Source organism: Nonomuraea roseoviolacea subsp. carminata, from assembly GCF_024172185.1.
Taxonomy (GTDB): domain Bacteria; phylum Actinomycetota; class Actinomycetes; order Streptosporangiales; family Streptosporangiaceae; genus Nonomuraea; species Nonomuraea roseoviolacea.
Genome location: NZ_JAMZEC010000001.1, coordinates 6,982,931 through 7,009,844, shown reverse-complemented (window position 1 = coordinate 7,009,844; position 26,914 = coordinate 6,982,931). Strand labels below are relative to the sequence as shown.

General features: G+C 72.4%; 28 protein-coding genes. 8 read left to right on the top strand and 20 right to left on the bottom strand.

The genetic code is table 11. The features are described 5' to 3' along the window. Positions 1 to 13: 13 nt before the first annotated feature. A complete protein-coding gene (locus HD595_RS32355) occupies positions 14 to 556 on the bottom strand; it encodes a TetR/AcrR family transcriptional regulator (protein ID WP_253775657.1) in 543 nt (180 codons plus the stop codon). Positions 557 to 743: 187 nt separating this feature from the next. Here HD595_RS32355 and HD595_RS32350 point away from each other — a divergent pair, with 187 nt between their 5' ends. From HD595_RS32350 to HD595_RS32340, 3 genes are all read left to right on the top strand, one after another. Further along, positions 744 to 1,673 carry an aldo/keto reductase gene (locus tag HD595_RS32350; RefSeq protein ID WP_253775655.1) on the top strand — a complete coding sequence of 310 codons (930 nt, stop codon included), beginning with the start codon at positions 744 to 746 and terminating at the stop codon, positions 1,671 to 1,673. Positions 1,674 to 1,865: 192 nt separating this feature from the next. After that, entirely contained in the window at positions 1,866 to 3,350 is a 1,485-nt protein-coding gene (locus HD595_RS32345) for a cytochrome P450 (protein ID WP_253775653.1), read from the top strand. Beyond that, the gene (locus HD595_RS32340; RefSeq protein ID WP_253775651.1) at positions 3,347 to 5,158 is read left to right on the top strand and encodes a prenyltransferase/squalene oxidase repeat-containing protein; all 1,812 of its coding nucleotides are present in this window, start codon (positions 3,347 to 3,349) and stop codon (positions 5,156 to 5,158) included. Before HD595_RS32345 ends, HD595_RS32340 begins: the two co-directional genes overlap by 4 nt. 10 nt (positions 5,159 to 5,168) lie before the next feature. On the opposite strand, the gene HD595_RS46950 is transcribed toward HD595_RS32340, so the two are convergent. Then, a complete protein-coding gene (locus HD595_RS46950) occupies positions 5,169 to 6,227 on the bottom strand; it encodes a terpene synthase family protein (protein ID WP_253775649.1) in 1,059 nt (352 codons plus the stop codon). A 232-nt stretch (positions 6,228 to 6,459) separates the two neighbouring features. On the opposite strand from HD595_RS46950, the gene HD595_RS32330 reads away from it, so the two are divergent. The 4 genes from HD595_RS32330 to HD595_RS32315 are packed head-to-tail and all read left to right on the top strand — an operon-like array spanning position 6,460 to position 10,175. Further along, on the top strand, positions 6,460 to 8,817 hold the full coding sequence (locus HD595_RS32330) for a sensor histidine kinase (RefSeq protein WP_253775647.1): 2,358 nt from the start codon (positions 6,460 to 6,462) through the stop codon (positions 8,815 to 8,817). Continuing rightward, positions 8,814 to 9,233, top strand: coding sequence for a roadblock/LC7 domain-containing protein (locus tag HD595_RS32325; protein ID WP_253775645.1), 420 nt, complete (start codon positions 8,814 to 8,816; stop codon positions 9,231 to 9,233). The genes HD595_RS32330 and HD595_RS32325 overlap by 4 nt, the downstream gene beginning before the upstream one ends. Then, positions 9,230 to 9,607, top strand: coding sequence for a DUF742 domain-containing protein (locus HD595_RS32320; protein ID WP_253775643.1), 378 nt, complete (start codon positions 9,230 to 9,232; stop codon positions 9,605 to 9,607). The genes HD595_RS32325 and HD595_RS32320 overlap by 4 nt, the downstream gene beginning before the upstream one ends. Continuing rightward, complete coding sequence (locus tag HD595_RS32315; protein WP_253775634.1) at positions 9,588 to 10,175, top strand: GTP-binding protein; 588 nt, start codon at positions 9,588 to 9,590, stop codon at positions 10,173 to 10,175. The genes HD595_RS32320 and HD595_RS32315 overlap by 20 nt, the downstream gene beginning before the upstream one ends. Positions 10,176 to 10,238: 63 nt before the next feature. Here HD595_RS32315 and HD595_RS32310 read toward each other — a convergent pair whose 3' ends face one another. The 6 genes from HD595_RS32310 to HD595_RS32285 all read right to left on the bottom strand — a co-directional run bounded on the left by HD595_RS32310 (position 10,239) and on the right by HD595_RS32285 (position 16,528). Then, on the bottom strand, positions 10,239 to 11,849 hold the full coding sequence (locus HD595_RS32310; RefSeq protein ID WP_253775632.1) for a solute symporter family protein: 1,611 nt from the start codon (positions 11,847 to 11,849) through the stop codon (positions 10,239 to 10,241). Continuing rightward, positions 11,846 to 12,175 carry a DUF485 domain-containing protein gene (locus tag HD595_RS32305; RefSeq protein WP_253775630.1) on the bottom strand — a complete coding sequence of 110 codons (330 nt, stop codon included), beginning with the start codon at positions 12,173 to 12,175 and terminating at the stop codon, positions 11,846 to 11,848. The genes HD595_RS32310 and HD595_RS32305 overlap by 4 nt, the downstream gene beginning before the upstream one ends. Positions 12,176 to 12,341: 166 nt before the next feature. After that, on the bottom strand, positions 12,342 to 13,157 hold the full coding sequence (locus HD595_RS32300) for a carbohydrate ABC transporter permease (protein ID WP_253775628.1): 816 nt from the start codon (positions 13,155 to 13,157) through the stop codon (positions 12,342 to 12,344). Continuing rightward, on the bottom strand, positions 13,154 to 14,062 hold the full coding sequence (locus tag HD595_RS32295; protein ID WP_253775626.1) for a carbohydrate ABC transporter permease: 909 nt from the start codon (positions 14,060 to 14,062) through the stop codon (positions 13,154 to 13,156). The genes HD595_RS32300 and HD595_RS32295 overlap by 4 nt, the downstream gene beginning before the upstream one ends. Further along, positions 14,059 to 15,321 carry an ABC transporter substrate-binding protein gene (locus tag HD595_RS32290; RefSeq protein WP_253775624.1) on the bottom strand — a complete coding sequence of 421 codons (1,263 nt, stop codon included), beginning with the start codon at positions 15,319 to 15,321 and terminating at the stop codon, positions 14,059 to 14,061. Before HD595_RS32290 ends, HD595_RS32295 begins: the two co-directional genes overlap by 4 nt. A gap of 43 nt (positions 15,322 to 15,364) precedes the next feature. Continuing rightward, on the bottom strand, positions 15,365 to 16,528 hold the full coding sequence (locus HD595_RS32285) for a trans-sulfuration enzyme family protein (protein ID WP_253775622.1): 1,164 nt from the start codon (positions 16,526 to 16,528) through the stop codon (positions 15,365 to 15,367). Positions 16,529 to 16,542: 14 nt separating this feature from the next. Between HD595_RS32285 and HD595_RS32280 the strand changes: the two genes are divergently transcribed. Beyond that, positions 16,543 to 17,541, top strand: a complete 999-nt coding sequence (locus HD595_RS32280; RefSeq protein WP_253775620.1) for a LacI family DNA-binding transcriptional regulator — start codon at positions 16,543 to 16,545, stop codon at positions 17,539 to 17,541. 57 nt (positions 17,542 to 17,598) lie between these two features. On the opposite strand, the gene HD595_RS32275 is transcribed toward HD595_RS32280, so the two are convergent. The 12 genes from HD595_RS32275 to HD595_RS32220 form a co-directional block, all read right to left on the bottom strand. Then, positions 17,599 to 17,928: a tetratricopeptide repeat protein gene (locus HD595_RS32275; protein ID WP_253775618.1), complete on the bottom strand. Its 330-nt coding sequence runs from the start codon at positions 17,926 to 17,928 to the stop codon at positions 17,599 to 17,601. 1 nt (position 17,929) lies between these two features. Next, positions 17,930 to 18,919: a pirin family protein gene (locus HD595_RS32270; protein ID WP_253775616.1), complete on the bottom strand. Its 990-nt coding sequence runs from the start codon at positions 18,917 to 18,919 to the stop codon at positions 17,930 to 17,932. Between the two features lie 80 nt (positions 18,920 to 18,999). Then, positions 19,000 to 20,487, bottom strand: a complete 1,488-nt coding sequence (locus HD595_RS32265; protein WP_253775614.1) for a sodium/solute symporter — start codon at positions 20,485 to 20,487, stop codon at positions 19,000 to 19,002. Then, positions 20,484 to 20,879 carry a hypothetical protein gene (locus HD595_RS32260; protein ID WP_175595272.1) on the bottom strand — a complete coding sequence of 132 codons (396 nt, stop codon included), beginning with the start codon at positions 20,877 to 20,879 and terminating at the stop codon, positions 20,484 to 20,486. Before HD595_RS32260 ends, HD595_RS32265 begins: the two co-directional genes overlap by 4 nt. A gap of 59 nt (positions 20,880 to 20,938) precedes the next feature. Further along, complete coding sequence (locus HD595_RS32255; RefSeq protein WP_253775612.1) at positions 20,939 to 21,688, bottom strand: LytR/AlgR family response regulator transcription factor; 750 nt, start codon at positions 21,686 to 21,688, stop codon at positions 20,939 to 20,941. A 33-nt stretch (positions 21,689 to 21,721) separates the two neighbouring features. After that, positions 21,722 to 22,900 (bottom strand): sensor histidine kinase, encoded by a 1,179-nt coding sequence (locus HD595_RS32250; RefSeq protein WP_253775610.1) that lies wholly within the window; start codon positions 22,898 to 22,900, stop codon positions 21,722 to 21,724. A gap of 11 nt (positions 22,901 to 22,911) precedes the next feature. After that, positions 22,912 to 23,352: an HIT family protein gene (locus HD595_RS32245; RefSeq protein WP_253775608.1), complete on the bottom strand. Its 441-nt coding sequence runs from the start codon at positions 23,350 to 23,352 to the stop codon at positions 22,912 to 22,914. Positions 23,353 to 23,361: 9 nt separating this feature from the next. Continuing rightward, positions 23,362 to 24,111 (bottom strand): DUF1838 family protein, encoded by a 750-nt coding sequence (locus HD595_RS32240; RefSeq protein WP_253775606.1) that lies wholly within the window; start codon positions 24,109 to 24,111, stop codon positions 23,362 to 23,364. Between the two features lie 56 nt (positions 24,112 to 24,167). Continuing rightward, on the bottom strand, positions 24,168 to 24,596 hold the full coding sequence (locus tag HD595_RS32235; protein ID WP_253775604.1) for a protease inhibitor I42 family protein: 429 nt from the start codon (positions 24,594 to 24,596) through the stop codon (positions 24,168 to 24,170). Continuing rightward, positions 24,593 to 25,591, bottom strand: a complete 999-nt coding sequence (locus HD595_RS32230; RefSeq protein WP_253775603.1) for a YihY/virulence factor BrkB family protein — start codon at positions 25,589 to 25,591, stop codon at positions 24,593 to 24,595. Before HD595_RS32230 ends, HD595_RS32235 begins: the two co-directional genes overlap by 4 nt. Beyond that, positions 25,588 to 26,421, bottom strand: a complete 834-nt coding sequence (locus tag HD595_RS32225; RefSeq protein ID WP_253775601.1) for a DUF3618 domain-containing protein — start codon at positions 26,419 to 26,421, stop codon at positions 25,588 to 25,590. Before HD595_RS32225 ends, HD595_RS32230 begins: the two co-directional genes overlap by 4 nt. Continuing rightward, positions 26,418 to 26,798, bottom strand: a complete 381-nt coding sequence (locus HD595_RS32220; protein ID WP_253775599.1) for a phage holin family protein — start codon at positions 26,796 to 26,798, stop codon at positions 26,418 to 26,420. The genes HD595_RS32225 and HD595_RS32220 overlap by 4 nt, the downstream gene beginning before the upstream one ends. Positions 26,799 to 26,914 lie beyond the last annotated feature (116 nt).

The window sequence follows — 26,914 nt, the reverse complement described above, 5'->3', positions numbered from 1 at the left end:
GGTGGGCGAGCCGCTACGCGAGGGAGTGGGCGATGAGCTCGGCGACGGCGTCGGGGTCGAGCTGGTGGCCGGTGAGCTGGCAGAGGGTCTCCTGGTAGAGCAGGACGGCGGCGAACGTGGCCGCCGCCACCTCCAGTCGCGCGGCGTCGCCCCGCGCCCCCGGCAGCGCCAGCTCCAGGGCGAAGCGGGCGCGCCGGATCAGCTCCCCGTTGAGGCGGCCGAGCCGGTCGCGTACGGACCCGTGGGTGTCGGCCTCGCGGAACAGGATCCGGCGCATCGCCGGTGAGGCCCGCAGCGGCAGCCCCCGCGCCAGCCGGGACAGCGTGCCGGCCGGATCGCCGGGGACGGCGTCGACGTCACGGCCCTCCTCCACGAGCGTCCGCTCGTCGACGAGGGCGACGAGCACGTCGATCTTGCGCGGGAAGTAGTGGAAGACGAGCCCCTTCGGCACCTGGGCCAGCCGGGCGATGACGGAGGTGGGAGTGGCCTCGTAGCCGCCTCCGGCGAACAGCTCCTCCGCCGCGTCCAGGATGCGCGTCCGCGCGTCACCGTTCACCACAGCCGAACCTTAGCCTCCGCCGGTTCCGGCCCGCCATCCCGTCACGGCGAGACCGCTCTGCCGCCCCTGGCGACGGTCGCGCCCGTGGTCGCGGCGGTGGTTGCGGCGGTGGTTCGGTCCGTCCGGTCCGGGGTTTACGGGGGTGCGTGGAGAGCGTTTACGGAGGGGGCGAAATACTGGCCCGATGAGAGTGATCGGCCATACGGATCTGTCCGTCTTCCCCATAGCGCTCGGCACCAACGTCTTCGGCTGGACCGCCGGCAAGCAGGACGCGTTCGCGGTCCTCGACGCGTACGTCGAGGGCGGCGGCAACTTCATCGACACCGCCGACGTCTACCCCCACTGGGCCACCGGGGAGCCCACCTCCGAGCTCATCATCGGCGAGTGGCTGCGGGAGCGCGGCAATCGCGAGTCGATCGTGCTGGCCACCAAGGTCGGCATGCTGGAGGGCGTGCGCGGGCTGGCCCCGGACACCATCCGCACGGCGGTCGAGGGGTCGCTGCGGCGGCTGGGCACCGACTACATCGACCTCTACTGGGCGCACGTGGACGACCGGGACACGCCGCTCGCCGACACGCTCGGCGCGTTCGACGCGCTGGTGCGCGAGGGCAAGGTCCGGCACATCGGCGCCTCCAACTACGAGGCCGATCGGCTGGCCGAGGCGCTGAAGGTCTCCGACGACGCGGGCCTGGCCCGCTACGTGGCGCTTCAGCAGCACTACAACCTGGTCGAGCGCGGCTACGAGGGCGAGCTGCGGGACGTGGTGGCCCGTGAGGGGCTGTCCAGCACGCCGTGGTCGTCGCTCGCGCGCGGCTTCCTGACCGGGAAGTACCGCCCCGGGGTCACGATCGACAGCCCCAGGGCCGAGCGGGCGCGCGAGTACCTGGACACGGAGCACGGCCCGCGCACGATCGAGGCGCTCGTACGGGTGGCCTCGGCGCACGGGGTGGAGCCCGCGTCGGTGGCGCTGGCCTGGCTGGCCGCGCAGCCCACGGTCACGGCGCCGATCGCCAGCGCCCGCGACGTCGGGCAGCTCCGTCCGCTGCTGGAGGCCGCCGCCCTCAAGCTGGACGCCGACGAGCTGCGCCTGCTCGACGAGGCCTCCCGCCCCTGACCGGCCACCCTGCGTGAGGAGCCCGTTACGGACATCCGGAAAACCGGGCCCGTTATCCAGCCTTGATCAGCGACAATGATCATGTGATACTTGACGGACTTTAGTGACCAAAGTCAGAAAAGCGCGCTTCCTGGGCGCATGTTGCTTGAGAGCCATCAGCCGCATATCCGGACAGAGGCGGGGAACATCGACATGCCGCTTGCCACGGACCCCACCGTGACCAAGCCCCGAGTCCTTCCCTTCTACCGTGCCGTACCGCGGCTCATGAAGGACCCCGTCGCCGAGCTGGCCCGGATGGGCACCGACGCCGGTGGCCGGATCGTCCGGCTCGACATCGGCCCGTTCCGGCCGTACCTGGTCTCCCATCCCGACCACGTCCAGCAGGTGCTGAAGACGCAGTGGTCGAACTTCGCGCGCGAGGGCATGTTCTGGCGGCCGCTGCGCCGGGTCACCGGGCGCAGCATCCTCGGCGACGGCGAGGGGTGGGCGTCCAGCAGGCGGATCCTCCAGCCGCTGTTCACCGCCCGCCGCGTCGCCTCGCTCGCCGAGGACATGGCCGAGGTGGTCGCCGGGCACGTCGGCGAGCTGGAGCGCGATGCGCGCACCGGCCGGCTCGTGGACGCCGCCCACCTGATGACCACGATCACCAACCAGACCGTCATCAAGGTGCTGTTCGGCGGGCGCATCTCGCGGGAGGTGGGCGAACGGCTGCTGCCGGAGTTCGCCACCTGCGCGACGTCCATCGGGTTCCGCCTGCTGTTCCCGTTCGTGCCGTACTCGATGCGCGTGCCCGGGGACCGCGCGTTCCTGGCCGCCGCTCAGCGGATCGACGACATCGTGTACCCGCTGATCGAGGAGGCCCGCGCGGAGGACGCGCCGGACGGCGACGACGGCGGGCGGCCGGACGAGCTGGTCTCGGCGCTGATCAGGGCGCGGATGCGCGAGGACGGCGCGGCCGACCTGCGGCAGGTGCGCGACGACCTGGTCAGCATCTACGGCGCCGCCTCGGAGACCACGGCCATGGCGCTGACCTGGCTGTGGACGCTGCTGCACGACCACCCCGAGGTGAACGCGCGGCTGCGCGACGAGATCGAGTGGGTCGTGGGCGACGGCCCGGTGCGGCCGTCGCACGTCCAGGAGCTGCCGTACCTGCGGATGGTGCTCCAGGAGCTGCTGCGCGTCCACCCGCCGGGCTGGATCATCCCGCGGCAGGTCGTGGCCGACACGGAGATCGGCGGTGTCCCGGTCAAGGCGGGCTCGCAGGTGCTGGTCAGCCCGTACACGACCCACCGGCTGGAGGAGTTCTGGGAACGGCCGCTGGAGTTCGACCCGGAGCGCTGGGCGCCCGAGCGTGAGCAGCGGCGGCATCGCTACGCCTATGTCCCGTTCGGCGCGGGGCCGCACGTGTGCCTGGGGCAGCACCTGTTCCATCTCCAGGCGGCGCTCGTGGTGGCCGGGCTGCTCGCCAGGTACCGGCCGGTGCTGACGAACCCGCAGCGCTTCACGCTCGTGCCGGGCGCGTCGGTACGGCCCAAGGAGGCGTTGCTCCTGAGGCTGCTGCCGTCCGGGACGGACGAGGAGCCCGACGCGTGGCGGCCCCCCGTGGCGGCTCCCGCCATCGGCGTGGGCGGCGCGCACGACTGGATGTGGCCGATGGGGGCGGGTGACGGCGCGTGAGCGTCGGCGAGCTCTCCCCCGACGAGAGCGACACGACGACCGGCACGACCCTCGACACGGCGACCGGCGCGGTGACCGGCGCGGTGACCGGCGCGGCGGAGGATGTCGCCCGGGCGGCGGGCGAGCTGGTGGCCGGGATGATGCTGCGGCCGTGGGGGCAGGTCTCGCCCTCGGTGTACGAGACCGGCCGGGTGGTCGCGCTCGCGCCCTGGCTGACCGGGCACGGGGAGCGGATCGCGTACCTGCTCGGCGCGCGGAACGCGGACGGGTCGTGGGGCGCGCCCGACGGCTACGGGCTCGTGCCCACGCTGAGCGCCACGGAGGCCCTCCTGTCGCTCCTGCCGCCCGGCCGATCGCGGCCGGGCGCCGAACCGGAGGCCGACACCGACGCCGAGCCCGGCACCGGCACCGGCACCGGCACCGACACTGACGCCGGGGCCGGGGCGGACGCCGTGGCCCCGGCGACTCCCGAGGAGATCACGGAGGCGGCGCGGCGAGGTCTGCGCGCGCTGACCCGCCGGCTGGGCGAGCTGGCCGAGGCCGGGCCCGGCGGGCTTCCGGACACGCCGGCCGTCGAGCACATCGTCCCCTCACTCGTCGCCCTCATCAACGAACGCCTCGCGGGACCGGCCGCCCGGGAGAGCGGGCTGGACGCGTACGGGCCGCTGCCGCTGCCCGCCGGCATGGGGCACGACGGGACGCGCCTGATCCGGGCGGCGCTGGAGTCGGGCGCGAAGCTCCCGGCGAAGCTGCCGCACGCCCTGGAGATCGCGGGCCCGTCCGCCGCGGGGACCCGATCCGTCCAACCCACCGAGATAGGGACCGTGGGCGCCTCCCCCGCCGCCACCGCCGCCTGGCTGGGCCGGCGCGCCCCTCGCCCTGACGCCACGGACGGCGAGCCCGGCGGCCCGGAGTCGCGGTGCCTGGAAGGGGCGGCGCGGGGACATCTGGAGGCCGTCGTGCGCCGTCACGGCGGTCCCGTGCCCGTCGGGCTGCCGATCACGGTGTTCGAGCGCGGCTGGGTGCTGAGCTGGCTGCTGCGGGCGGGCGTGCCGGTGGAGGCGCCGCCGGAGATGGTCGCGGACCTCAGGGCGGCCATCGGCCCCGCCGGCACACCCGCCGGCTCCGGGCTGCCCGCCGACGCCGACACGACGTCCGTGGCCCTGTACGCGCTGGCGCTGCTCGGCGTGCCGTACGAGCCGGCGAGCCTGTGGGTCTTCCACACCGGGACGCACTTCGCCACCTGGCCCGGCGAGCAGGGCAGCTCGGTCACCGTGAACGCGCACGTCCTCGACGCCTTCGGCGCGTACGCCGCCCGGCGCCCCGGGGCCGCCGCCCGTTACCGGCGCCCGATGGGCGAGGTGGCGGCCTGGATCCGCGACCGGCAGCGGCCGGACGGGAGCTGGAGCGACCGCTGGCACGCCTCCCCCTACTACGCCACGGCCGGCTGCGCGCTGGCGCTGGACGAGCACGGCGGCGAGGCGTCGGCCGGGGCGGTGCGGGCGGCCGTCGAGTGGGTGCTGGCGACGCAGCGTCCGGACGGCTCCTGGGGCCGCTGGGAGGGCACGGCCGAGGAGACGGCGTACGGTCTGCAGGTGCTGCTCATGACGCGCCGGCGGGACGACCCGCGGTGCGCGCGGGCCGCGGCGCTGGGGCACGCGTACCTGGTGGGCCGCGCGGGCGGCGGCCATCCGCCGCTCTGGCACGACAAGGACCTCTACACGCCGGTGGCGGTGGTCCGCGCGGCGGTGCTCGCCGCCGTCCACCTGGCCGGGACGCGGTTGCCGGAGTCCGGCGGGAGCCGCTGAACGCCGGTGGTCAGCGGGCGCGGTGCGCGGCGGTGTCGGCCGTCAGCTCGCCCACCGTGTACGCGTGCGTGTCGCGGGCCAGGTACCAGCGGCCGTTGAAGGCGACGCTGCGGCGCTGGCCCTCGGCGATGCCCGCCAGCTCCTCCGGCAGCTCCGCCAGCGCGGCGTGGAAGGCGGCCTCCAGCTCGCCGATGTGGGCCGCCACCCGGGTCACGGCCTCCTCGGCCGTGGCGCCGCTCCGCTGGAGGATGCCGATGGAGTTCGGCTTGCCCTCAGCCTTCTCCCGTTCGAACGTCCTGATGTCGTTGGCCAGCCGCACGCAGGACGCGCCGAGGAGCGTGGCCCGTTCGACGGTCTCCCACCGGACGGGACGCGGGCCGCACAGGACGAGGGCGGCGGCCCACCAGGTGGGGTAGAGGATGGTGATCCTGCCGTTGGCGAGGTAGTCGTCGTACGAGGGCCACGGCTCGCGCCCGGCCGACCAGGCGCGCTCGCGGGCCATGGCGGCGCCCGCGAGCCGCAGCTGCCCCGCGAGCGCCTCGGTGTGCCCGCCGGCGTGGGCGCGGAAGCGGGCGGCCCAGCCCCGCCAGGCGCCCAGCACCTCCCCTACCGTCCCCGCGCCCGCGCCGGGGCCCGAGGAGAAGCCAGGGTCCGCGGAGGGGCCGGGGTCCGCGGAGGGGCCGGCGAGCGCCGCCGGCAGGAGGGAGAAGAAGGCGCCGAAGCCGGTCGAGAGGCCGTCCGCGACCCCGTCGGCGAGGTCGTCCACCGCGAACAGGACGGCCGTCAGCGCCCCCAGCTCCGCGATCGTGCCGCGCGGCGCGCCGGGGAACGTCGCCGCCGCCGACAGGCAGCTGAACGCGAGCCGGCTGGCCGAGCTCTCCCCGTCCGCGTACAGGGCGGGGTACGCGCGCAGCGGCCCGGCGGCCTCCGGCACGGCGTCGAGGGCGGCGCGCAGGACGCGCGCCCTGCTCTCCGCCGGCACGCCCGCGAGCTGGTCCGCGCCCCGGAGCAGCTTGTCGGCCAGCTCGTTGCGAATGCCGAAGTACGCCTGAGGGTCCGTGCCGGTCACGCGGCGCAGCCTAGCTGGGCGTATTGATAATTGACAAAAAGTTCCGACAAGAACGGATAAGTGGGTTCAAATCACCCCGGTAACTTGAGCCATGATCAGGCCCTTGCTAAGGTCCCGACATTGTCAGCGCTGGTATGCCACGGCACGTCCTGGTCGTCAGCCATTCGAATGACTTCGCAGGGTAGGTACTATGCGCCCCCGCAATTCACGTCTGCGGACCAAGGTCACGGCGTTGCTCCTTTCCCTGACAGCGCTCTGGGCCTTCGCGGCGTGGGTCACCCTGCGTGACGGCGTCAACCTGCTGTGGGTGTCGCAGATCGACGCCAGCGTGATCGACCCGAGCGAGCCGCTGCTCGTGGAGCTGCAGCGTGAGCGGCGGATGACGATGATCCGCCTCGGCAACCCCTCCACGCGCACCCGGCAGGACCTCAAGGCCGAGCGTCAGGCGGCCGACAAGGCGCGGGCCGCCTTCACGACCGCCGCGCAGGCGTGGATCGTGGACTGGGCGCTGGACGACGACGGCATCGACCGTCTGAATAAAACGTTCAAGCGCCTGGAGGGCCTCGACAGCATCCGGCAGACCGTGGACGCCGGCCAGCTCACCCGCGCCCAGGCCGCCACCACGTACGACGAGATCATCGACTCCTTCTACGGCATGTACAGCCTCATCGGCGCGGTCGACGACCAGGGCATCGCCAAGGACGTCCGCACGCTGGCGATGCTCAGCAAGGCGCGCGAGCTGCTCTCCCGCGAGGACGCGATGCTGGCCGGCGCGATCGCCCAGGGGCGGCTGAGCGTCGATGAGAAGACGAAGTTCACCGAGACCGTGGGCGCCTGGCACGTCATGACCGAGCAGGCCGCCATCGACCTGCCCGACTCCGAGCGCCCCGGCTACGACGCGCTCATGCTGAGCAACGGCATCGTCCGCCTGCACAACCTGGAGACCCTGGTCGCCGAGTACGGCGGCGGCCGCGACGGCATCCCGTTCGGCGCCGAGCAGTGGGCCTCGGCCACGGAGCGCGCGCTGGCGGAGTTCAACACCTTCGTCATCGGCGCGGGCGACCGCGTGGTCGAGCGGGCCACGCCCGTCAGCATCGGCGTCATCATCCGCCTGGTGCTGGCCGGCGGCCTCGGCCTCATCGCGGTCGTCGCCTCGATCGCCCTGTCGATCTCCACGACCCGCCAGCTCCTCGCCCAGCTCCAGAGGCTGCGCGACGCGGCGCACGAGCTGGCCGACGAGCGGCTGCCCGGCGTCGTGGACCGCATCGGCCGCGGCGAGAGCGTCAACGTGGACGTCGAGGCGCCGGCCCTGAAGTTCGGCGACGACGAGGTCGGCCAGGTCGGCCAGGCGTTCAACACCGTGCAGCAGACCGCACTGCGGGTCGCCGCCGAGCAGGCCGAGCTGCGCCGCAGCATCCGCGACATCCTGCTCAGCCTGGCCCGCCGCACGCAGGGCCTGGTCCACCGGCAGCTCACCGTCCTCGACGTGATGGAGCGCCGCGAGACCGACCCGGAGGAGCTGAAGGAGCTCTTCCGGCTGGACCACCTGGCGATCCGCATGCGGCGCAACGCCGAGAACCTCATCGTCCTGTCCGGCTCCTCCCCCGCCCGCACGTGGCGGCGGTCCGTGCCGATGGTGGACGTGGTCCGCGGCGCCCTGGCCGAGGTCGAGGACTACACGCGCGTCACCATCGCCCCCATGGGCGAGGTGGTGCTCGTCGGCCGGGCCGTCGGCGACGTCATCCACCTGCTCGCCGAGGTGATCGAGAACGCGGTGTCGTTCTCGCCGCCGTACACGACGGTCCAGGTCAGCGGCCAGCTCGTGGCCAACGGGTACGTGATCGAGGTCGAGGACCGGGGCCTGGGCATGAAGCCCGAGGACCTGGTGTCGGCCAACGAGCGCATCGCCGACCCGCCCGAGTTCCGCATCACCGGCACGGCCCGGCTCGGCCTCTACGTGGTCAGCCGGCTGGCCGAGCGCCACGGCATCCAGGTGGTGCTGAAGGCGTCCCCGTACGGCGGCACGACGGTCGTCGTGCTGCTGCCGCAGGAGCTCGTGCAGGCGGACGACACCCCGAAGCCGCCCGAGGACCTGCCGGCCACGCTGCCGCGCCGGCAGACCGGCCTGGCCACCGCGCCGCGGCCGGTGAACGGCGAGAACGTCCGCACGCTCAAGGTCGCCTCGAACCGCAGGGCGCTGACGCTGGAGCCGGACGAGCTGACCGACCTCCCCGAACCGAGGGAGCCGGCCGACCTCGGCCGCCCACGCAGGGTCCCGAACCATCGGAGGCCGGAGATGGAGCAGCCACCACCAGAGCCGGACCGGGCGCCCGAGCCGCCGGTCGCGGACGGGCCGTCCGCGCCGGCGTTCACGCCCGGCGGCCTGCCCCTGCGGGTGCCCCAGGCGAACCTGGCGCCCGCCCTGAAGGACGAGCCGCCGCCCGCGCGGGCGGCGGAGGAGCACGACGATGACGAACGCTCCCCGGAGGAGATCCGGGCGATGATGGGATCCCTGCAGTCGGGCACTCGCCTGGGCAGGTCCGATGCGGCCCGACTCATGGGCGAGCAGCGACCGGGAGGCGACACGTGACACCGAGTTCCGGCACGGACCTCAACTGGCTGCTCGACGACCTGATCGGGCGCATCCCCGAGGCGGAGCACGCGATCGTGCTCTCCTCGGACGGGCTGCTCATGGCCTCCTCGGCGGCGCTGGAGCGGACCGACGGCGAGCACCTGTCCGCCGTCGCGTCCGGGCTGCAGAGCCTGGCCAAGGGCGTCTCCGAGCGCGTGGAGGGCGGCGCGATCCGGCAGACGGTGGTGGAGTGGAAGTCGCAGTTCCTCATCGTCACCAACGCCGGCGAGCGGGCCTGCCTGGCGGTCCTGTGCACGCGCAACGCCGACATCGGCCTGGTCGCGTACGAGATGGCGATGCTGGTGGCGCGGGTCGGCCAGTACCTGACCTCGCCCGCGCGCGCCGGCGAGGCCGTGGCCGGGAGCGACAGGTGACTCCCCCGGACGATCCCGTCGAGGAGCACTGGGTCGATCCGGAGATCATCCGGCCCTACGTGGTGACGCGTGGCCGCACCCGGCCCGCGCACGGCCGGTTCGACCTGATCTCGATGGCGCTCGCGGTGGGGCCGCTGCCGGGTCCGGACGCGGGGCTCGACCCCGAGCACCTGCGCATCCTGCAGCTCTGCCGCGAACCGAAGTCGGTGGCGGAGATCGCCGCACATCTGAACCTGCCCGCGGGAACGATCCGCGTGCTGCTCGGCGATCTCTTCGACAGGGAGCTCGTCTCGGCCCAGGAACCGCAATCCGAGGTGGACATGCGTGACGTGAGGATGTACAGGGCGGTGCTCGATGGTCTTCGGTCGCTCTGAGCGCCCGCGCCTTCCCACGGCGATCAAGATCCTGATCGCCGGTGGCTTCGGCGCCGGCAAGACGACGATGGTGGGAGCGGTGTCCGAGACCCGGCCGCTGCGGACCGAGGAGGTCCTGACCGACCGCGGCGTCGGCGTCGACGACATCTCCGCGGTGGAGGCCAAGCGGACCACGACCGTGGCCATGGACTTCGGCCGGATCACGCTGTCCAACGACTACGTCCTGTACCTGTTCGGAACGCCCGGCCAGGAGCGGTTCTGGTTCGTCTGGGACGAGCTGGCCGAGGGGGCGCTGGGCGCGGTGATCCTGGCCGACACCCGGCGCCTGGCCGACTGCTTCCCGTCGGTGGACTACTTCGAGCGGCGCGGCACGCCGTTCGTGGTGGCGGTCAACTGCTTCGAGGGGGCGCAGACGTTCGAGCTGGACGAGGTGCGCATGGCGTTGCAGCTCGACCCGTCGATCCCGATCGTGATGTGCGACGCGCGCAAGCGCGACTCCAGCCGGGAGGTGCTCATCACGCTGGTGAAGCACTCGGCCCGGCTGCGCGCCGAGCCCGTCGGCACCTGACGGCACCCGGACACGGCGCGGGGCCCGGCCGGTCGGCCGGGCCCCGCGTGGTCTCGCGTGGGGTCAGTGCTCGGCGGCCTTCTCGGCGCCGACGCCGGTGAGCGAGCGGACCTCGATCTCGGCGTACTTGGCGGCGTTGTGCTCCTTGCTCAGCACGGTGCCGAGCCAGCCGCACAGGAAGCCGAGCGGGATCGAGATGATGCCCGGGTTGCTGAGCGGGAACCAGGCGAAGTCGGCGTCCTTGAACAGCGCGGTCGGCGACCCGGACACCACCGGCGAGAAGATCACCAGGATGAGCGCGGACACCAGGCCGCCGTAGATGGCGCTGACCGCGCCGGCGGTGTTGAACCTCTTCCAGAACAGGCTGTAGAGGATGGCCGGCAGGTTGCCGGAGGCGGCGACGGCGAAGGCCAGCGCCACCAGGAAGGCGACGTTCTGTCCCTGCGCCAGGATGCCCAGGCCGATCGAGACGGCGCCGATGACGAACGCGGAGATGCGGGCCACCAGCACCTCCTCCCGCTCGGAGACGTTGCCGCGCTTGAAGACGTGCGCGTACAGGTCGTGGGCGAAGCTGGAGGAGGAGGCGAGCGTGAGGCCCGCGACGACGGCCAGGATCGTGGCGAAGGCGACGGCGCCGATGAGCGCGAGCAGGATGGTGCCGCCCACCTCGCCGAGGAACGTCTCGCCGACGGCCTTGGCCAGCAGGGGCGCGGCGGTGTTGCCCGCCTTGTCGGCGGCGGCGATGGCCTTGCTGCCGACCAGGGCGGCGGCGCCGAAGCCGAGGACGAGCGTGAGCAGGTAGAACACGCCGATGATGCCGATGCCCCACAGCACGGACTTGCGGGCGTCCTTGGCGGTGGGCACGGTGTAGAAGCGGATGAGGATGTGCGGCAGGCCGGCCGTGCCCAGCACCAGGGCGAGGCCGAGGCTGATCAGGTCGATCTTGCCGGCCAGGCCCTGGGCCTCGGTGCCGTACTTCAGGCCGGGGATGAGGAAGTTGCCGCCCTTGCCGCTCTGGGTGGCGGCCTCGCCGAGCAGCGACGACAGGTTGAAGCCGAAGTGGCCGAGGACGAGGATCGTGATCAGCGCGGCGCCGCCCATGAGCAGCACGGCCTTGACGATCTGCACCCAGGTGGTGCCCTTCATGCCGCCGAACACCACGTACACGATCATGAGGGCGCCGACGCCGACGATCGTCAGCGCCTTGCCGGACGGCGAGGTGATGCCGAGCAGCAGGCCGACCAGGGCGCCCGCGCCGACCATCTGGGCGAGCAGGTAGAAGATGCTCACCGTGATCGTGGAGACTCCGGCGGCGGTGCGGACCGGGCGCGGGCTCATGCGGAAGGCCAGCACGTCGGCCATGGTGAACTTGCCGGAGTTGCGCATCAGCTCGGCGACCAGCAGCAGCGCCACCAGCCAGGCCACGAGGAAGCCGATGGAGTACAGGAACCCGTCGTACCCGGACAGGGCGATGATGCCGGCGATGCCGAGGAAGGAGGCGGCCGACATGTAGTCGCCGCCGATCGCCAGGCCGTTCTGCGCGCCGCTGAAGGAGCGGCCGCCCGCGTAGTAGTCGGCGGCCGTCTTGGTCTGGCGGCTGGCCCAGAACGTGATGCCGAGGGTCAGCGCGACGAAGGCCAGGAAAAGGGTCGTGGCGAGCGCTGTGGAACTCATCGGGTCTTCTCCTCGACCTCGTGGCGGAGCTTGTCGGCGATCGGGTCGAGTTTCCTGTCGGCGTGCCGCGCGTACGCCCAGGCGATCCAGAACGTCGACACGAACTGGAGCAGGCCGAGGACCAGGGCGACGTTGACGTTGCCGAACAACTTGATGCCCATGAAGCCGCGGGCGAAGCCGGACAGCACGACGTACAGCAGGTACCAGGACAGGAACGCCACCGTCATCGGGAACGTCCAGCGGCGGAAGCGCCGCTTCAGGTCCTGGAACTCGCTGCTCGTCTGCACCTGCTCATAAACGGACGCGTCATGTTCTTGAGTCGTCACGGAGACCTCCACTGTGATGCGGATCACGCACACCGTAAGAGCGCAACCTATCCGTAGTGGAGGTCTCACAGGGGGTCGTTCGGCGAGCCGCCGCGGCATGGCGGCCAACCGTGCGGCGCTTGCGGTGAAAGGTCCCATTCGCGCGACGAACGGTCGCCTCCCGGGCTCACCCCTTGACGGCGCCCGCGGTGAGCCCCTCCACGATGTAGCGCCGGATCACGGCGAAGAGCACCAGCGTCGGGATCACCGACACCACGGTCGCCGCGGCCATCGACCCCCAGTCGATGTCGTACTGGGTGATGAAGGAGTTCATGGCCACCGGGATCGTCTTGGCGTCCTCGCTGTCGATGAACGTGATGGCCAGGAACAGCTCGTTCCAGCACTGCACGAACGCGAAGATGAACGTGGCCGCGATGCCCGGCAGCATGACCGGGATCACCACGCGCACCATCGCCGCCAGCCGGGAGGCGCCGTCCACCTGCGCCGCCTCCTCCAGCGCCACCGGGATCCGCTCGTAGAAGCCGCGCATGATGATCGTGGCGAACGGCACCAGCATGGCGACGTACACGACCATGAGGCCCGCCAGGTGGTTGAGCAGGCCGAGGTCGGACATCAGCAGGTAGAGCGGCCCGAGCGCGATGAACAGCGGGATCATCTGCGTGACCAGGAACGCCAGCATCAGCGCGCCCCGGCCGGGGAAGGAGAAGCGCGCCAGCGTGTAGCCGCCGAGCACCCCGATCACGGTGACGGCCGCCGCCGCGGCCAGCGAGACGAGCAGGCTGTTGAGCAGGTACGCGCCGAAGTCGGCGAAGGAGAACAGGTCGGCGTAGTGCTCGAAGGTCACCTCGCCCGGCCAGTACCGCAGCGGCATGGAGAAGATCTCCGCCTTGGGCTTGAGCGAGGTGACGGTGATCCAGTACAGCGGGAACAGCGTGATCAGCAGCCAGACGGCCAGCACGGTCCCCTTGGCCAGGCGTCTCATCGGGACCTCTCGAATCGGGTGGCGTTCAGGTAGAAGACGCTGAAGGCGAGCAGCAGGCCGAGGACGAGCATCCCGACCGCCCCGGCGCGGCCGTAGTCGCCGCCGATGACCTGCTGGATGAGGAACGTGGTGATGATGTCGGTGCCGCCCGCCGGGCCGCCGCCGGTCATCGCGTAGATGAGGTCGGGGAAGTTGAGGATCCAGATGATCCGCAGCAGCACGATCAGGGCCAGCGTGGGGCGGATGTGCGGCAGCGTCACGTGCCAGAACTGCCGCAGCCGGGAGGCGCCGTCGACCGAGGCCGCCTCGTACAGCTCGGCCGGCACCGACTGCAGCGCGGCCATGATCATGATGGCGAAGAACGTCACGCCGTACCAGACGTTGGCCACGATCACCGACGTCATCGCCCAGCCCGGGGTGGCCAGGAACCCGATCCGCTCGTCGATGATCCCGGCCTTCAGCAGCAGGTCGTTGACCACGCCGAACTGCCCGTTGAACATCCACCGCCACAGCAGCCCGATGAGGAAGCCGGACATCGCCCACGGGAAGAACACCCACGCCTGGTAGAGCCCGCGGCCCCGGAAGTGCCGGCGCAGCAGCAGCGCCAGCCCGAACCCGAGGAAGAACTGGAAGAACAGCGACACCGCCACCCAGGTGCCGGTGTTGCGCAGCGCCGTCCAGAACCGGTCCTCCGCCAGCACCGCCCGGAAGTTGTCCAGCCCGACGAACGGCGTCGAGGTGATGTCGAACAGGTTGTAGCGCTGGAAGGCGATGACCGCGCCGCGGATCATCGGGTAGTAGGTGAACAGCAGCACGAACACCGCGCCCGGCAGCAGGCACAGCGCGACGAACCTGGCCTTGCGCCCGGTGAAGGCGGGACGGGCGGCCTGTGCGGCCCGGCTCACGAGACCTTCTTCGCCTGGTCCGCCCAGAACGCGTCCCACGCCTTCAGCACCTCGGCCACGGTCTTCTTGCCGGTGATGAGCGCCTGGACGTCACGGTCGGAGTCGGCGATGAACTGGCTCCAGCCCGGGTAGTCGACCGGCCGGACCGTGATGACCTGCTTCGGGTCCTGCTGCGCCTCCAGGTACGCCTTCCACGCCCCTTGCGAGAACTGCGGGTCGCTCTGCGCCTGCCTGGAGATCGGGATGAGGGAGTTGCCCTTGGCGAAGGCGATGCTCTGCTGGGCCTCCGACAGGTACTGCACGAGCTTGACGGCCTCCTTCTGGTGCTTGCTGAAGGAGGTGACGCCCCAGCCGGCGTAGCCGACCGGCTGGAAGGCGTAGCCCGACGGGCCCTTCGGGATGGGGGCCGTGGACCACGCCTTGACCGCGCTCTCCTGGACCGTCTTGATGACCTCCGGGTCCTGGATGAGCATGCCGGTGACGCCGGAGGTGAAGCCCTGGACCATCTCGGGGTAGCCCCAGGAGACCGAGTCGGGCGGCGACGCCTCCTTGAAGATCTTCACGTACAGGTCGAGGGCCTGGGCGGCCTCGGGGGTCGAGAAGATCGTCCGCTTGTCCTTGAGGAAGAACGACTTCTGCGGGTCGAGGGCCTCCCCGTCGTACGCGCTGATCATCATGACCGCGTAGTCGGCGCCGCCCTTGCCGCCCCGGAAGGAGTAGCCGAACCGGTCGCCGGAGGTCATCTTCCGGCCGGCCTCGTACAGCTCCTGCCAGGTCTTCGGCGGCTGGGCGAGGCCCCAGTCGGTGCGGTAGAACAGCGTGCGCTGGTAGAAGCCGTACGGGTAGAGGTAGGCCTTGCCGCCGACCTCCACGGCCTTCTTCTGAGCCAGCTCGGTCAGGTCGGACCAGCCGGCCCACTGCGTGGTGGGCAGCTCGGCCAGCCAGCCGTTGTTGGAGAAGGACTTGGCCGTGTGGTCGCGGACCTCCAGCACGTCCAGGTCCTTCTTCGTCTGCAGGATCTGGGTGATCTTCTGATCGGCGCTGTCCAGCGGGGGCGAGACGAGCTCCACCTCCACGCCCGGGTTCGCCTTCTCGAAGCCGTCGATCAAGGTCTTGATCAGCTTGGTCCGCTCGGGGCTGGTCAGGCTCTCGATCATGCGCAGCTTCACCTCCCCCGAGGAGGAGCCGGAGCCGCAGCCCGCGAGGAGGAGGGTCACGGCCATGGCTGCGGACGAAGCGGGCAGAAGGGGGGATTTCATCGGTGCCTCCGCACGGGATGAGACAGCGCTGTCAGCGTGCAGGTCACGCTAGGCGACCGACCCCCTCCAGCGCCACCCCCAGGTCCTTGATCAATGTGTCGGCCGGCTCCAGACCCACCGACAGCCGCACCAGCCCGACGGGGATGCCCATGGTGGCCCGCACGCTCTCCTCGACCGACAGCGCCGGCGCGTTGACCAGGCTCTCGAAGCCGCCCCACGACACCCCGACGCGGAAGTGCCGCAGCCGGTCGATGAAGGCCCCGGCCTCCTCGCGCGACTCGGTGTCGAGCTCCAGGCTGAACACGCTGGAGAAGCCCGCCATCTGCCGCGCGGCCAGCGCGTGGCCCGGGTGCGAGGGCAGCCCGGGGTGGTTGACGCGCCGCACGGCCGGGTGGTCGTCGAGGAAGCGCGCCACCGCCAGCCCGCGCTCCTGGTGGGCGGGCATCCGCACGGGCAGCGTGCGCAGCCCCTTGATCACCTTGGCGGCGTCGTGCGGGGACATGGCGGCGCCGTAGAGCTGGTACTCGGTCAGCGCGAGCGGCCTGATCAGCCGCGACGGCCCGGCCACCACGCCGCCGACGAGGTCGCTGTGGCCGCCCACGTACTTGGACAGCGAGTGGATCACCAGGTCGACGCCCATGGTGAGCGGCTTCTGGAAGATCGGGGTGGACCAGGTGTTGTCCATCACCGTCACCAGGCCGCGCTCGGCCGCCCACGCCGTCACGGCGGAAATGTCGAAGATCTCGTAGCGCATGTAGGAGGGCGACTCGAAGTACAGTAGACGGGTGCTCTCACTGATAGCGCTGTCACCACTGGCGAGATCGTCGACGTGCGTATGCGTGACGCCGAACTTCTCCAGGTAACGCAGGAACTGGGTGGTCGGCCCGTAGACCGCGCCCAGCACCAGCACGTGGTCGCCGGCCGACACCAGCGACGAGATCGTCGCCGCGATGGCGCCCATCCCGGAGGCGAAGCACTTGGCCCGCTCGGCCCGCTCCAGCGCCGCCAGCTTGCGCTGCGCGAGGTCCACGGTCGGGTTGGTGCCGCGCCAGTAGACGTAGCGCTCGTCCTCGTCCTTGATGGCCTCGCCCAGCTCGCCGGCGCTGGCGAAGGTGAACAGCGAGTTCTCGAACACCGGCGGGTTGACCGCGCCCAGCATCCACGGTTCGTCCTCGCCCAGCCGGCCACAGATCCATTCATCGTCCATGGGGGCACAGTAGTATGACCGCGCGTAAACCCACCATGGAGGACGTGGCCCGCAAGGCCGGCGTCAGTCTCAAGACCGTCTCCCGGGTGGTCAACCAGGAGCCGCACGTCAGCCCCGTCCTCCAGCGCAGGGTGCAGGAGGCCATCAGCGCGCTCGGCTTCCGCCGCAACGAGGCCGCCGCCCGCCTGGCCCGCGGCGCCACGATGCTGACCATCGGGCTGATCATGGAGAACATCTCCAACGAGTTCTACTCCCGGCTCGCCAAGTCGGTCGAGGCGTCGGCGGCGGACCACGAGGCGCTCGTGGTCTTCGGCTCCTACGAGGAGCGGCCGGAGCGGGAGCGGATGCTGGTGGAGTCCATGTACGCCCGGGGCGTGGACGCGCTGATCATCGTGCCCTCGGGCGCCGACCACGGCTGGCTGGCCGAGCACGGCGGGCTGACCACGGTGTTCGTGGACCGGGTGCCGCGCGGGCTGGAGGACGCCGACGTGGTGCTGCTGGACGACGTCCGGGGCGGGCGGATGGCGACCGAGCACCTGCTGGCGCGCGGTCACCGGCGCGTCGCGCTGATCTCCGACGACGAGGCGCTCAGCTCGGTCCACGCCCGCGCCACCGGCTACCGGTCCGCGCTGCGGGAGGCCGGGGTGGAGGTGGACGAGTCGCTGGTGGTGCGGGGAGTCTTCGACCCGTGGCGGGCCGGGCACGAGGTGACCCGGCTGCTGGGGCTGGACGACCCGCCCACGGCGTTCTTCGCCACCAACAACCGGGCGGCGACCGGCATCATCCAGGCGCTGCGCGAGCGGCCCGAGCGCCCGGCGTACGTGGGGTTCGACGACTTCGCGCTGGCGGACGTGTTCGACCCGGGGGTGACGGTGGTGCGCTACGACGTGACCCGGCTGGGGCGCAGCGCGGTGGACCTGCTGCTGAGCCCTTCGGACACGCCGCGCCGGGTCAAGGTCCCGGTCGAGCTGGTCGCCCGCGGCTCCGGCGAGCGCCCCCCGCCGGCCCGCTGACCGTCGGGGGGCCGGGGCGCTCCCGCCGGTCACCGCGGGCCGGTCGTCGCGGGCCGGTCAGGCGCCGGTCATCGCGGCGTGCAGGCGCAGGTACGGCTCGGCGTCCTTCGCCCGGTGCTGGCGCTGGAGCGTGCGGCCGAGCAGCAGGCACGCGTACTCCTCGGCCGGGTCGCGCTCCAGGATCAGCCGGAGCTGGGCCTCGGCCCGGCCGAGCTGGGCCGAGTGGTAGTACGCGCGGGCCAGCAGCAGCCGGGCGCCCAGGTTGTCCGGCGCCGCCGCCACCACCTCGGCCAGGATGCGGGCGGCCCCGATGTAGTCCTTCGAGTCGAAGAACAGACGGCCGCGCTCGTACTCCTCGGCCAGCTCGTCGATCCTCTCGATCGGCATGTCACTCCTCTCCCGGGACGGGCCCGTCGGCGTGCGGGACGCGGTCGGCGGGGACGACGCCCAGGCGGCCGGCCTGGTAGTCCTCCATCGCCTGGATGATCTCGGCGCGGGTGTTCATCACGAAGGGGCCGTAGTGGACGACCGGCTCCCGGATGGGCTGCCCGCCGAGCAGCAGCACCTCCAGGTTCGGCTCGGCCTGCGGCTGCGCCGTGGCGGCCTCGACGGTGAGCGCGCCGCCCGGGCCGAAGACGGCGAGCTGCCCCTTCCGGACCGGCCTGCGCTCGGGCCCGGCGAAGCCCTGGCCCGCCAGCACGTACGCGAGGGCGTTGTACCCGGGGTTCCACGGCACCTCCAGCCGCGCACCGGGGCTCACGGTCGCGTGCACCATCGTGATCGGGGTGAACGTGACGCCCGGGCCGGCGTGCCCGTCCAGGTCACCGGCGATGACGCGCATCAGCGCGCCGCCGTCGGGCGAGGCGAGCAGCGCCGCCTGGCGGCCGCGGATGTCCTGGTAGCGGGGCAGGTGGAACTTGTGGGCGCGGGGCAGGTTGACCCAGAGCTGGACGCCGTGGAACAGCCCGCCCGAGACCACGAGGTGCTCCGGGGGCTTCTCGATGTGCAGCAGCCCGGACCCGGCGGTCATCCACTGGGTGTCGCCGTCGGTGATCGTGCCGCCGCCGCCGTGCGAGTCCTGGTGCTCGAAGACGCCGTCGAGGATGTAGGTGACGGTCTCGAAGCCGCGGTGCGGGTGCCAGGGGGTGCCCTTGGGCTCGCCGGGCGCGTACTCGACCTCGCCCATCTGGTCCATGTGGATGAACGGGTCCAGCAGCGACTGCGGCACCCCGGCGAACGCGCGGCGCACCGGGAAGCCCTCGCCCTCGAACCCGCTGGGCGCGGTCGTCACCGACCGCACGGGACGCCGTCCGGCGAGGGCCGGGTCGGGTACGGCGACGCGGGGCAGGGTCAGGGTGTCGGCGGTGATGGCGGGCATGTCCCACCTCCATTTGATTGAAACTTCAACCGGATGCCCGCCTCAACACCCGGCCCCCGCCCCGCATTCCCGGGCGCGGGTCAGGAGGAGCGGGGCCGCCAGTCGCCGCGGTCCAGGTTCAGGTCCTCGGGCGTGTGCAGGCGCACCATCGTCCGGGCCACGCCCGGCGGCACCCGGTGCGGCGTCAGGAACGACACGGCGACCATCACCACAAACGCGATCGGCACCGTCCAGGCCGCCGGCTGGGCGAGCAGCGCGTTCGCGGGCCCCTCGTACGGGCCGCCGACGATGGTGACGAGCACCGCCGCGCAGGCCAGCCCGCCGCCCACGAACAGCCCCGCGAGCGCGCCCGCGGTGCTGAGCCGCCGCCACCAGATGCCGAGCACCAGCAGCGGGCAGAACGACGACGCGGCCACCGCGAACGCCAGCCCCACCACGTCCGCCACCGGCAGCGCCCGGGCCTGGAGCGCCAGCCCGAGGGGCACGGCGACCGCCATGAGCGTCGCGATCCTGAACGAGCGCACCCCGCCCTTGAGCAGGTCCTGCGCGATGACCCCGGCCACCGACACGGTCAGGCCGGACGAGGTGGACAGGAACGCGGCGAACGCCCCGGCCGTGACCAGCGCGGTCAGCAGGTCGCCGAGCGTGCCGCCGACCATCCGGCCGGGCAGGGTGAGCACGACGGCGTCGGTGCGGACCAGGTCGGGCGCGTACAGCCGGCCGAGCCAGCCGTACAGGGCGGGCAGCAGGTAGAACGCGCCGAGCAGCGACAGCACGACGAGCGTGGTGCGGCGCGCGGCCCGCCCGTCGGGGTTGGTGTAGAAGCGCACCAGCACGTGCGGCAGGCCCATGGTGCCGAGGAACGTGGCCAGGATCAGCGAGTACGTCGAGTACAGCGCGTACTCCTTGCCGCCGGCCAGCGGCACCTGCCAGGTGGCGGCGTCCTGCGGGCTCAGCCCGGGCGCGCCGCCGGCCCGCCACGCCATGAGCAGGAACACCAGCGGCACGGCCAGCGCCGTCAGCTTCAGCCAGTACTGGAACGCCTGCACGAAGGTGATCGACCGCATGCCGCCGGACAGCACGTTGACCGCGACGACCAGCGCCACGAGCAGCCCGCCCGCCCACCGCGGCGCCCCGGTGATCTCCCGCAGCACCAGGCCGGCGCTCTGGAACTGCGGCATCAGGTACAGCCAGCCGATGAGCACGACGAGCACGCTCGCGGCCCGGCGCACGGTCATCGACTCCAGCCGCGCCTCGGCGAAGTCCGGCAGCGTGTACGCCCCCGAGCGGCGCAGCGGGGCCGAGACCAGCACGAGCAGCACGAGGTAGCCGCCGGTCCACCCCACCGGCAGCCACAGCATGTCGGCGCCGAACGACAGGACCAGCCCGGCCACGCCCAGGAAGGAGGCGGCCGACAGGTACTCGCCGCCGATGGCGGAGGCGTTCCAGAGCGGGCTGACCGTGCGGGAGGCGACGTAGAAGTCGGAGGTGGTGCGCGAGACGCGGATGCCGAACGCGCCGATGAGCACCGCCGCCACGACGACGATCAGCACGGCGGTGAGACTCACGGGCGCTCGACCAGGTCGGCGAAATGGCGCTCGTTGCGCTCGGCCTGGCGCACGTACAGCCAGGCGCCGATCACGAACGCCGGGTAGATGAGACCGGCCAGCACCGCCCACGGCAGGGGGACGCCGAGCAGCTCGGCCTCGCGCAGCCGCGGGATCAGCAGGAACAGCAGCGGCAGCCCGCACACCACGCAGCCCAGCACGGTGCAGACGAACATCGCCAGCCGGAACTGGGTGCGCAGCAGCGAGCGCATGTAGACCTCGCCGAGGTGGGTCTGCTCGTCGATCTCCCGGGTCGCCGGGTAGCGGGGGCGGCGCGCGGCGGCGGTCCGCGGGCTGGTCACGGCCACCCGCCGCGGCGGCTCGTCCGGCGGCCTCTGGGCGCGGCGGCTCATGCGGGGGGTCCTCTGCGGGCGCGGCGGCTCGTGCGGGGCGCCCTCCGCGGGGTGACGGCTCATTCGGGGCGGCCTCTCCGGGCGCGGCGGACGAGCAGGTCGCGCAGCTCGCGCGTGTGGCGGCGGCTGACCGGGATCTCGGTCTCCCCCACCCGGACCGTGCAGCGCCCGGAGTCGATGTGCAGCTCCTCGATGTGCTTGACCGCCACCAGGTGGCTGCGGTGCACGCGGACGAACCCCGCCGAGGCCCAGCGCTCCTCCAGCGTGGCCAGCGGGATGCGCACCAGGTGGCTGCCGGTGGGCGTGTGCAGGCGGGCGTAGTCGCCGTGCGCCTCCACGTAGACGACGTCGGCGCTGGAGACGAACCGGGTCACGCCGCCCAGCTCGACCGGGATCGTGTCGGACTCGCCGCCCTCGACCGGCGTCTCCGCCGAGACCGCGACCCGCCGGATCGCCTCGGCCAGCCGTTCCGGCCGCACCGGCTTGAGCAGGTAGTCCTCAGCCTTGATCTCGAACGCCTCGATGGCGTGCTCCTCGTACGCGGTCACGAACACCACGCGCGGCGGGTTGGCGAAGCGCGACAGCAGCCGCCCCAGCACGACGCCGTCGAGCCCGCGCATCCGGATGTCGAGGAACACCGCGTCGATCGGCCGGCCCTCGGCGATGGCGCGGTCCAGCAGCCGCAGGGCCGCGGCGCCGTCACGGGCGGTCGCCACCTCGCCGATGCGGGGGTCGGCGCGCAGCAGGTACGACAGGTCCTCCAGCGCGGGCAGCTCGTCATCGACCGCGAGGACCCTGAGTTGCGCCATAGACATGGATGAAACCGACATCCACCGGCGCGGTCAACGGGCCGAGACGCCCGGGTGATACTTCGGCAACCTGACGTTGACCTTCGTGCCCGCTCCCTCGCCGGTCTCCACCACCAGCCCGTACTCGTCGCCGTAGACCTGGCGCAGCCGCTCGTCCACGTTGGCCAGCCCCACGCCGCCCGACGGGGCGATCTCACCGGCGAGGATGCGGCGCAGCCGGTCGGGCTCCATGCCGAGGCCGTCGTCCTCGACGCTGATGCGGCATTCGGCGCCGCCGTCCTCAGCCACGATGATGATGCGGCCGACGCCGTTACGGCTCTCCAGGCCGTGGCGGACGGCGTTCTCGACCAGCGGCTGCAGGCACAGGAACGGCACGGCCACGGGCAGCACCTCGGGGGCGATGCGCAGGGTCACCCGGAGCTGGTCGCCGAAGCGGGCGCGTTCGAGGGTGAGGTAGCGGTCGATCGAGCGCAGCTCCTCGGCCAGCGTGGTGAACTCGCCGTGCCGCCGGAAGGAGTAGCGGGTGAAGTCCGCGAACTCCAGCAGCAGCTCGCGCGCCCGCTCGGGGTCGGTGCGCACGAACGAGGCGATGGTGGTCAGCGAGTTGTAGATGAAGTGCGGCGAGATCTGCGCGCGCAGCGCCCGCACCTCGGCCTCCATGAGCAGCGTGCGCGAACGGTCCAGCTCGGCCAGTTCGAGCTGCGAGTCGACCCAGCCGGCCACCTCCTGGGCGGCCTTGACCAGGCCCGCCGAGGCGTGCGGGCCGTAGGCGGCCAGCGTGCCGACGACCCGGTCGTCGGTGGTGAGCGGCACCACCACGGCGTGCCGGACGGGGCACTCCAGCAGCTCGCAGTCCACGGCCAGCACCTGCGTGCGGCCGTCCTTCAGCGTCGCCCGCGCCTGCTCGAACGCCTGGCCGGCGTGGTGCTCGCCCGCGCCGTCGTACACCAGCAGCCGCTCGCCGTCGGTGATGGCGAGGGCGGAGGAGCCGAGCAGCGCCCGCAGGTGCCGCGAGGCCCGCTCGGCGCCGTCGGCGGTCAGCCCGGCCCGCAGCGGCGGGCCGGCGAGGGAGGCCGTGTGCAGCGTCTCGAACGTGGCCCGCTCGGCCGGGCTGGTGCCCAGCTCCCGGCGGCCGCGCATGACCCGCCAGAGCACGAGCGCGGGCACGCCCACGAGCCCGGCCGCCACGGCGACGCCGACGAGGTACTCCACACCGCGCGAGCCTACTCGGCGGCGTCCGCGGCCTGTCCGGGGGCGAGGGCCTTCGCTATCAGGGCGGCGTACGCGCGGGCCTCGTCGTCGGAGTCGTACGTCGTGCGCGGCCAGAAGAAGCCGCGCAGGCCGTCCTTGCGGTTGCGCGGCACCACGTGGACGTGCAGGTGCGGCACGCTCTGGCTGACGTGGTTGTTCATCGCGACGAACGTGCCGGCGGCCTGCAGGGCCTCCTCCACGGCGCGGGCCACGGCCTGGACCCGCGCGAAGAACGGCCCCACGTCGGCGCCGGGCAGGTCGGCGAGCGTCTCGACGTGCCGCCGGGGCACCACCAGCACGTGGCCCTTGAACACCGGACGCGCGTCGAGGAAGGAGACGGCCACCTCGTCGGCGTGGACGACGAACGCGGGCCGCTCCCCCGCGACGATCTCGCAGAACAGGTCGGTGCTCACCGGCCGACCCTACCCGGCGGCCCGGCTCTCGTCGCCGCCTGCGCGGGGGCGGTCGCGGAAGGCGGTCCAGCTCGTCATGTTCGGCGCCGACCAGGTCTCGGGCGCGCGCAGGAACCGCTCCCCGGCGAAGCCGGCCAGCCACTCGGGCACCTCGCTCACCTTGCCGCCCCGGCAGTGGTAGACCAGCGCCCCCTCCCGCTGCCCCATCGCCATCCACGGCAGCCACGGCGACACCCGGCACCAGGAGAAGTGGCTCGGCACGTCCGGCGCGCCCGCGTCCAGGTCGGCGGCGCGGGAGAAGAACTGGAACAGCTCCATCGCCCGGTACGTGTCGCCCGCCGAGTGGTCGGGGAAGTCGGCGACCGGCAGCGGCGACGGATAGGCCAGGCGCACGTCCACGTGGTGGACCACCTGGTCGCCGACCCGGGTGAACGGCACGGGCCGGTCGCCGAGCGGCTGGTTGACCGGGTCGTTGAAGACGTGCATCACCTCGACGGCCGCGCCGGTGAACGGGTTGTCCCAGGTGGTGAGGACCTCCCGGGTGACCGGGTCGAGGTAGGCGGCGGCCTCGCGGGTCAGCAGCCGCCAGCCGCCGCTGTCGTCGCGCTCGGCGCGGGCGACGTTGAGACCCTCGAAGCCGAACAGGTGGTGGGGGCCGTCGTCGCGCCGCCAGCCGTACACGTCGCCGGTCCACCACGAGATCGTCTCGGTGCCGTCCGCCGCGGCGCGCACCCGTACGAAGTCCCTGCCGTAGTCCATCCTCGCAGCCTGCCCGACCCGAATCGTTTCGATCAAGGACGGTTCGTGTCACCGGCTCAGCGCGGGGACACGGTCAGGTCGAAGATCGCCTCGCCGGACCGCAGGCGGCTCTCCTCGGTCGGGGGCGTCGTCGCGCCGCCGCAGCGCCAGCAGTCGTACAGCCTGATGGTGCTGGTGCCGGGCCGCTTGGCGTTGAAGACGAAGTAGGTGACGCCCCGCGCGTCGTCGCGCCGCGCCTCCTTGCTGATGAACGAGGCGACCGTGGCGTCGGGCAGCGCCTCCAGGGTCCAGCTGTCGCCCGCGGACCGGTCGTCCGGCACCGCCAGCGAGAAGCGCTGGCCGGAGCGCAGCTCGACCGGGACGGTGGCGCCCTTGGCGCCCTTGACGACCACGCCGAGATCGCTGACCGCCGCCCCGCCGCCGCATCCGGCGGTCACGGCGGCGATCAGCAGCACGGACGCGATACCTGCTCGCCGACGCCTCACTCAGGCAGATTATCGGCCTTCGGCTCGTCCCGCGGCTCGGCGTACGGCTCGCGTTCCACCGGGCTTCCCTCGGCGATGGCGCGCTCCCTCATCAGCTCGGCGTCGAGCTCCGCGCCGAACAGCAACGCCATGTTCGACAGCCACAGCCAGATGAGGAACACCACGACCGCGGCGAGGGTGCCGTACGTCTTGTTGTAGGAGCCGAAGTGGCTCGCGTACAGGGCGAACCCGGCCGAGACGACCACCCACAGGACGACCGCCAGCAGCCCGCCGGGGCTGATCCAGCGCACGCCCGGCTGGCGCACGTTGGGCGCCGCCCAGTAGAGCACCATGATCAGGCCGGCCGCGATCAGCGCCAGGACGGGCCACTTGGCGATGTTCCAGGTGGTCACCACCACGCCGCCCAGGCCCAGCGCCCGGCCCGCCACGTCGGCGAGGCGGCCGGTGAGCGTCACCGCGATCGCGCCGACGGCGAGCAGCACGGTCACGAGGACGGTCAGGCCGATCCGGAGCGGGGTCGTCTTCCAGAACGGCCGGCCCTCCTCGATGTCGTAGATGGCGTTGCAGGCCCGGATGAAGGCCGCGATGTACCCGGAGGCCGACCACAGGGCGACGGCCAAGCCGACGAGGGCGAACACGCTCGCCGACCCCACCCGCTGCACGCCCGCGACCCCCTGCTGGAGCAGGTCGCGCACCTCCGCGGGGGCCAGCACCGCGAGGTGCCCGACGATCACCGCCGTGTCGTCCCGGCCGAGCAGCCCGAACAGCGACACCAGCACGATCATCGCCGGGAAGATCGACAGCACCGCGTAGTAGGTGAGGGCGGCGGCGAGGTCCTGGACGTTGTCGTCCTTGAACTCGATGAACGTGCGCTTCAGCACGCTCCACCACGCCCTGCGCGGAAAGTCGGCGGGGCGCTCGGGGACGCCCCGTCCGGCCTGTCCTTCCGTGGCGCTCAGCTGTGCCCGAGGCGCCTGCTGGTCCTTGCCGCTCACCTGTGCCTGGTGCGCCTCATGGCGCGGCGCAGCACGAACACGGCCACCGTGCCGGCCGCGGCCAGCACGAGCAGCGCCGGCCGCCTCCTGGCCTGCGTGGTGACCTTGTCGGCCATGTCCTTGACCTGGTCGGGCGTCACCTCGCGGACCTTCTCCGTGACCGTGCCCGCCATCTCGCCGGCCTTGTGCGAGACCGTGCCCGTGACCTCGCCGGCCTTGTGCGAGACCGTGCCCGCCATCTCGCCGGCCTTGTGCGAGACCGTGCCCGCGACTTCCCCCGCCTTGTGCGAGACCGTGCCGGCCATCTCGCCGGCCCTGGCCTTGGCGCTGCCGGCCATCTCACCGGCGCGGTGCTTCACGTCCGCCTTCTGCGCCAGCTCGGCCACCGTCTGGCCGAGCTGCCCGCGGGTCTCCTCGATGCGTCTGCGCACTTGTTCCTCCTCGTCGTCCTCACCGCCACCGCCATGACGCGCCGGCCGCGCCTCGCGCGCGTGTCCGGCGCCGGCCGCCCGGCCCGTGCCGGCGGCGGTGCTCGCGCCCGGCCCGGCCCCGTGCCTGGCCTCGGCCGTCACCTGCTGGGGGCCCTGGGAGCGGGCCTCACCCTCGCGTTCCTCCACAGCCGCCGTACGGTCGTCCCGCACCAGGGGCTCCGGATCGAACCTCTCGTGCTCCGTCCGGTCCGCCTCGGCCTTGAGCGCGTTCTCCGCCGCGCCCGCCCGGGTCTGCGGCACGTTGATCGACTCCTCGTCGGTCGGCATGCCCACGGTCACCCTGTGGGCGCCGACGTTCCCGGCGTGCTGCTCGCTGTATCCGGGGTCCGTCTCGCTCATCGCCGCACACTCCCCTTGACCACGTCGATGTCGGTCTTCATGCTCTCGATGGCCTCGCTGGGCACCGGAGGTTTGGCCCGTTCCACCTGCTTCTTGCCGATCAGGCCGACGACGGCCGCGATGACGAACAGCGCGCCCGCCACCACCGCGGTGGCCGCCCACGCCGGCATGACCAGCGCCAGGAGCAGCGCGACCGCGGCGACCAGCGCCGCGCCGCCGAGGAACGCGAGCATGCCCGCGGCGCCGAACAGGCCCGCGCCGAACCCGGCGTGCCTGCCCTTCTCGGTCAGTTCCAGCCGGGCCAGGCGCAGTTCGTCCTTGACGAGCCGGGTGACCTGATCGGACAGGTCGTTGACCAGTCTGTGGGTCTCGTTCACGTCGTCGCCTCCCTCTGACGAGGAAGGCGCCTACCCACCGAATCGCCCTTCTATCCCGGGGCTGGCGCACCACCGCGGACGACGGCACGGCTGATCGCGGGGCCGCGGACGATCGA

What these genes read in the sequence shown, in the direction of transcription:
- HD595_RS32350 (WP_253775655.1), top strand. Translation starts at nt 744, where the DNA reads ATGAGAGTGATCGGCCATACGGATCTGTCCGTCTTCCCCATAGCGCTC.
- HD595_RS32345 (WP_253775653.1), top strand. Translation starts at nt 1,866, where the DNA reads ATGCCGCTTGCCACGGACCCCACCGTGACCAAGCCCCGAGTCCTTCCC.
- HD595_RS32315 (WP_253775634.1), top strand. Translation starts at nt 9,588, where the DNA reads ATGGTCTTCGGTCGCTCTGAGCGCCCGCGCCTTCCCACGGCGATCAAG.
- HD595_RS32310 (WP_253775632.1), bottom strand. Translation starts at nt 11,849, where the DNA reads ATGAGTTCCACAGCGCTCGCCACGACCCTTTTCCTGGCCTTCGTCGCG.
- HD595_RS32300 (WP_253775628.1), bottom strand. Translation starts at nt 13,157, where the DNA reads ATGAGACGCCTGGCCAAGGGGACCGTGCTGGCCGTCTGGCTGCTGATC.
- HD595_RS32290 (WP_253775624.1), bottom strand. Translation starts at nt 15,321, where the DNA reads ATGAAATCCCCCCTTCTGCCCGCTTCGTCCGCAGCCATGGCCGTGACC.
- HD595_RS32285 (WP_253775622.1), bottom strand. Translation starts at nt 16,528, where the DNA reads ATGGACGATGAATGGATCTGTGGCCGGCTGGGCGAGGACGAACCGTGG.
- HD595_RS32280 (WP_253775620.1), top strand. Translation starts at nt 16,543, where the DNA reads ATGACCGCGCGTAAACCCACCATGGAGGACGTGGCCCGCAAGGCCGGC.
- HD595_RS32275 (WP_253775618.1), bottom strand. Translation starts at nt 17,928, where the DNA reads ATGCCGATCGAGAGGATCGACGAGCTGGCCGAGGAGTACGAGCGCGGC.
- HD595_RS32270 (WP_253775616.1), bottom strand. Translation starts at nt 18,919, where the DNA reads ATGCCCGCCATCACCGCCGACACCCTGACCCTGCCCCGCGTCGCCGTA.
- HD595_RS32260 (WP_175595272.1), bottom strand. Translation starts at nt 20,879, where the DNA reads ATGAGCCGCCGCGCCCAGAGGCCGCCGGACGAGCCGCCGCGGCGGGTG.
- HD595_RS32255 (WP_253775612.1), bottom strand. Translation starts at nt 21,688, where the DNA reads ATGGCGCAACTCAGGGTCCTCGCGGTCGATGACGAGCTGCCCGCGCTG.
- HD595_RS32240 (WP_253775606.1), bottom strand. Translation starts at nt 24,111, where the DNA reads ATGGACTACGGCAGGGACTTCGTACGGGTGCGCGCCGCGGCGGACGGC.
- HD595_RS32225 (WP_253775601.1), bottom strand. Translation starts at nt 26,421, where the DNA reads ATGAGCGAGACGGACCCCGGATACAGCGAGCAGCACGCCGGGAACGTC.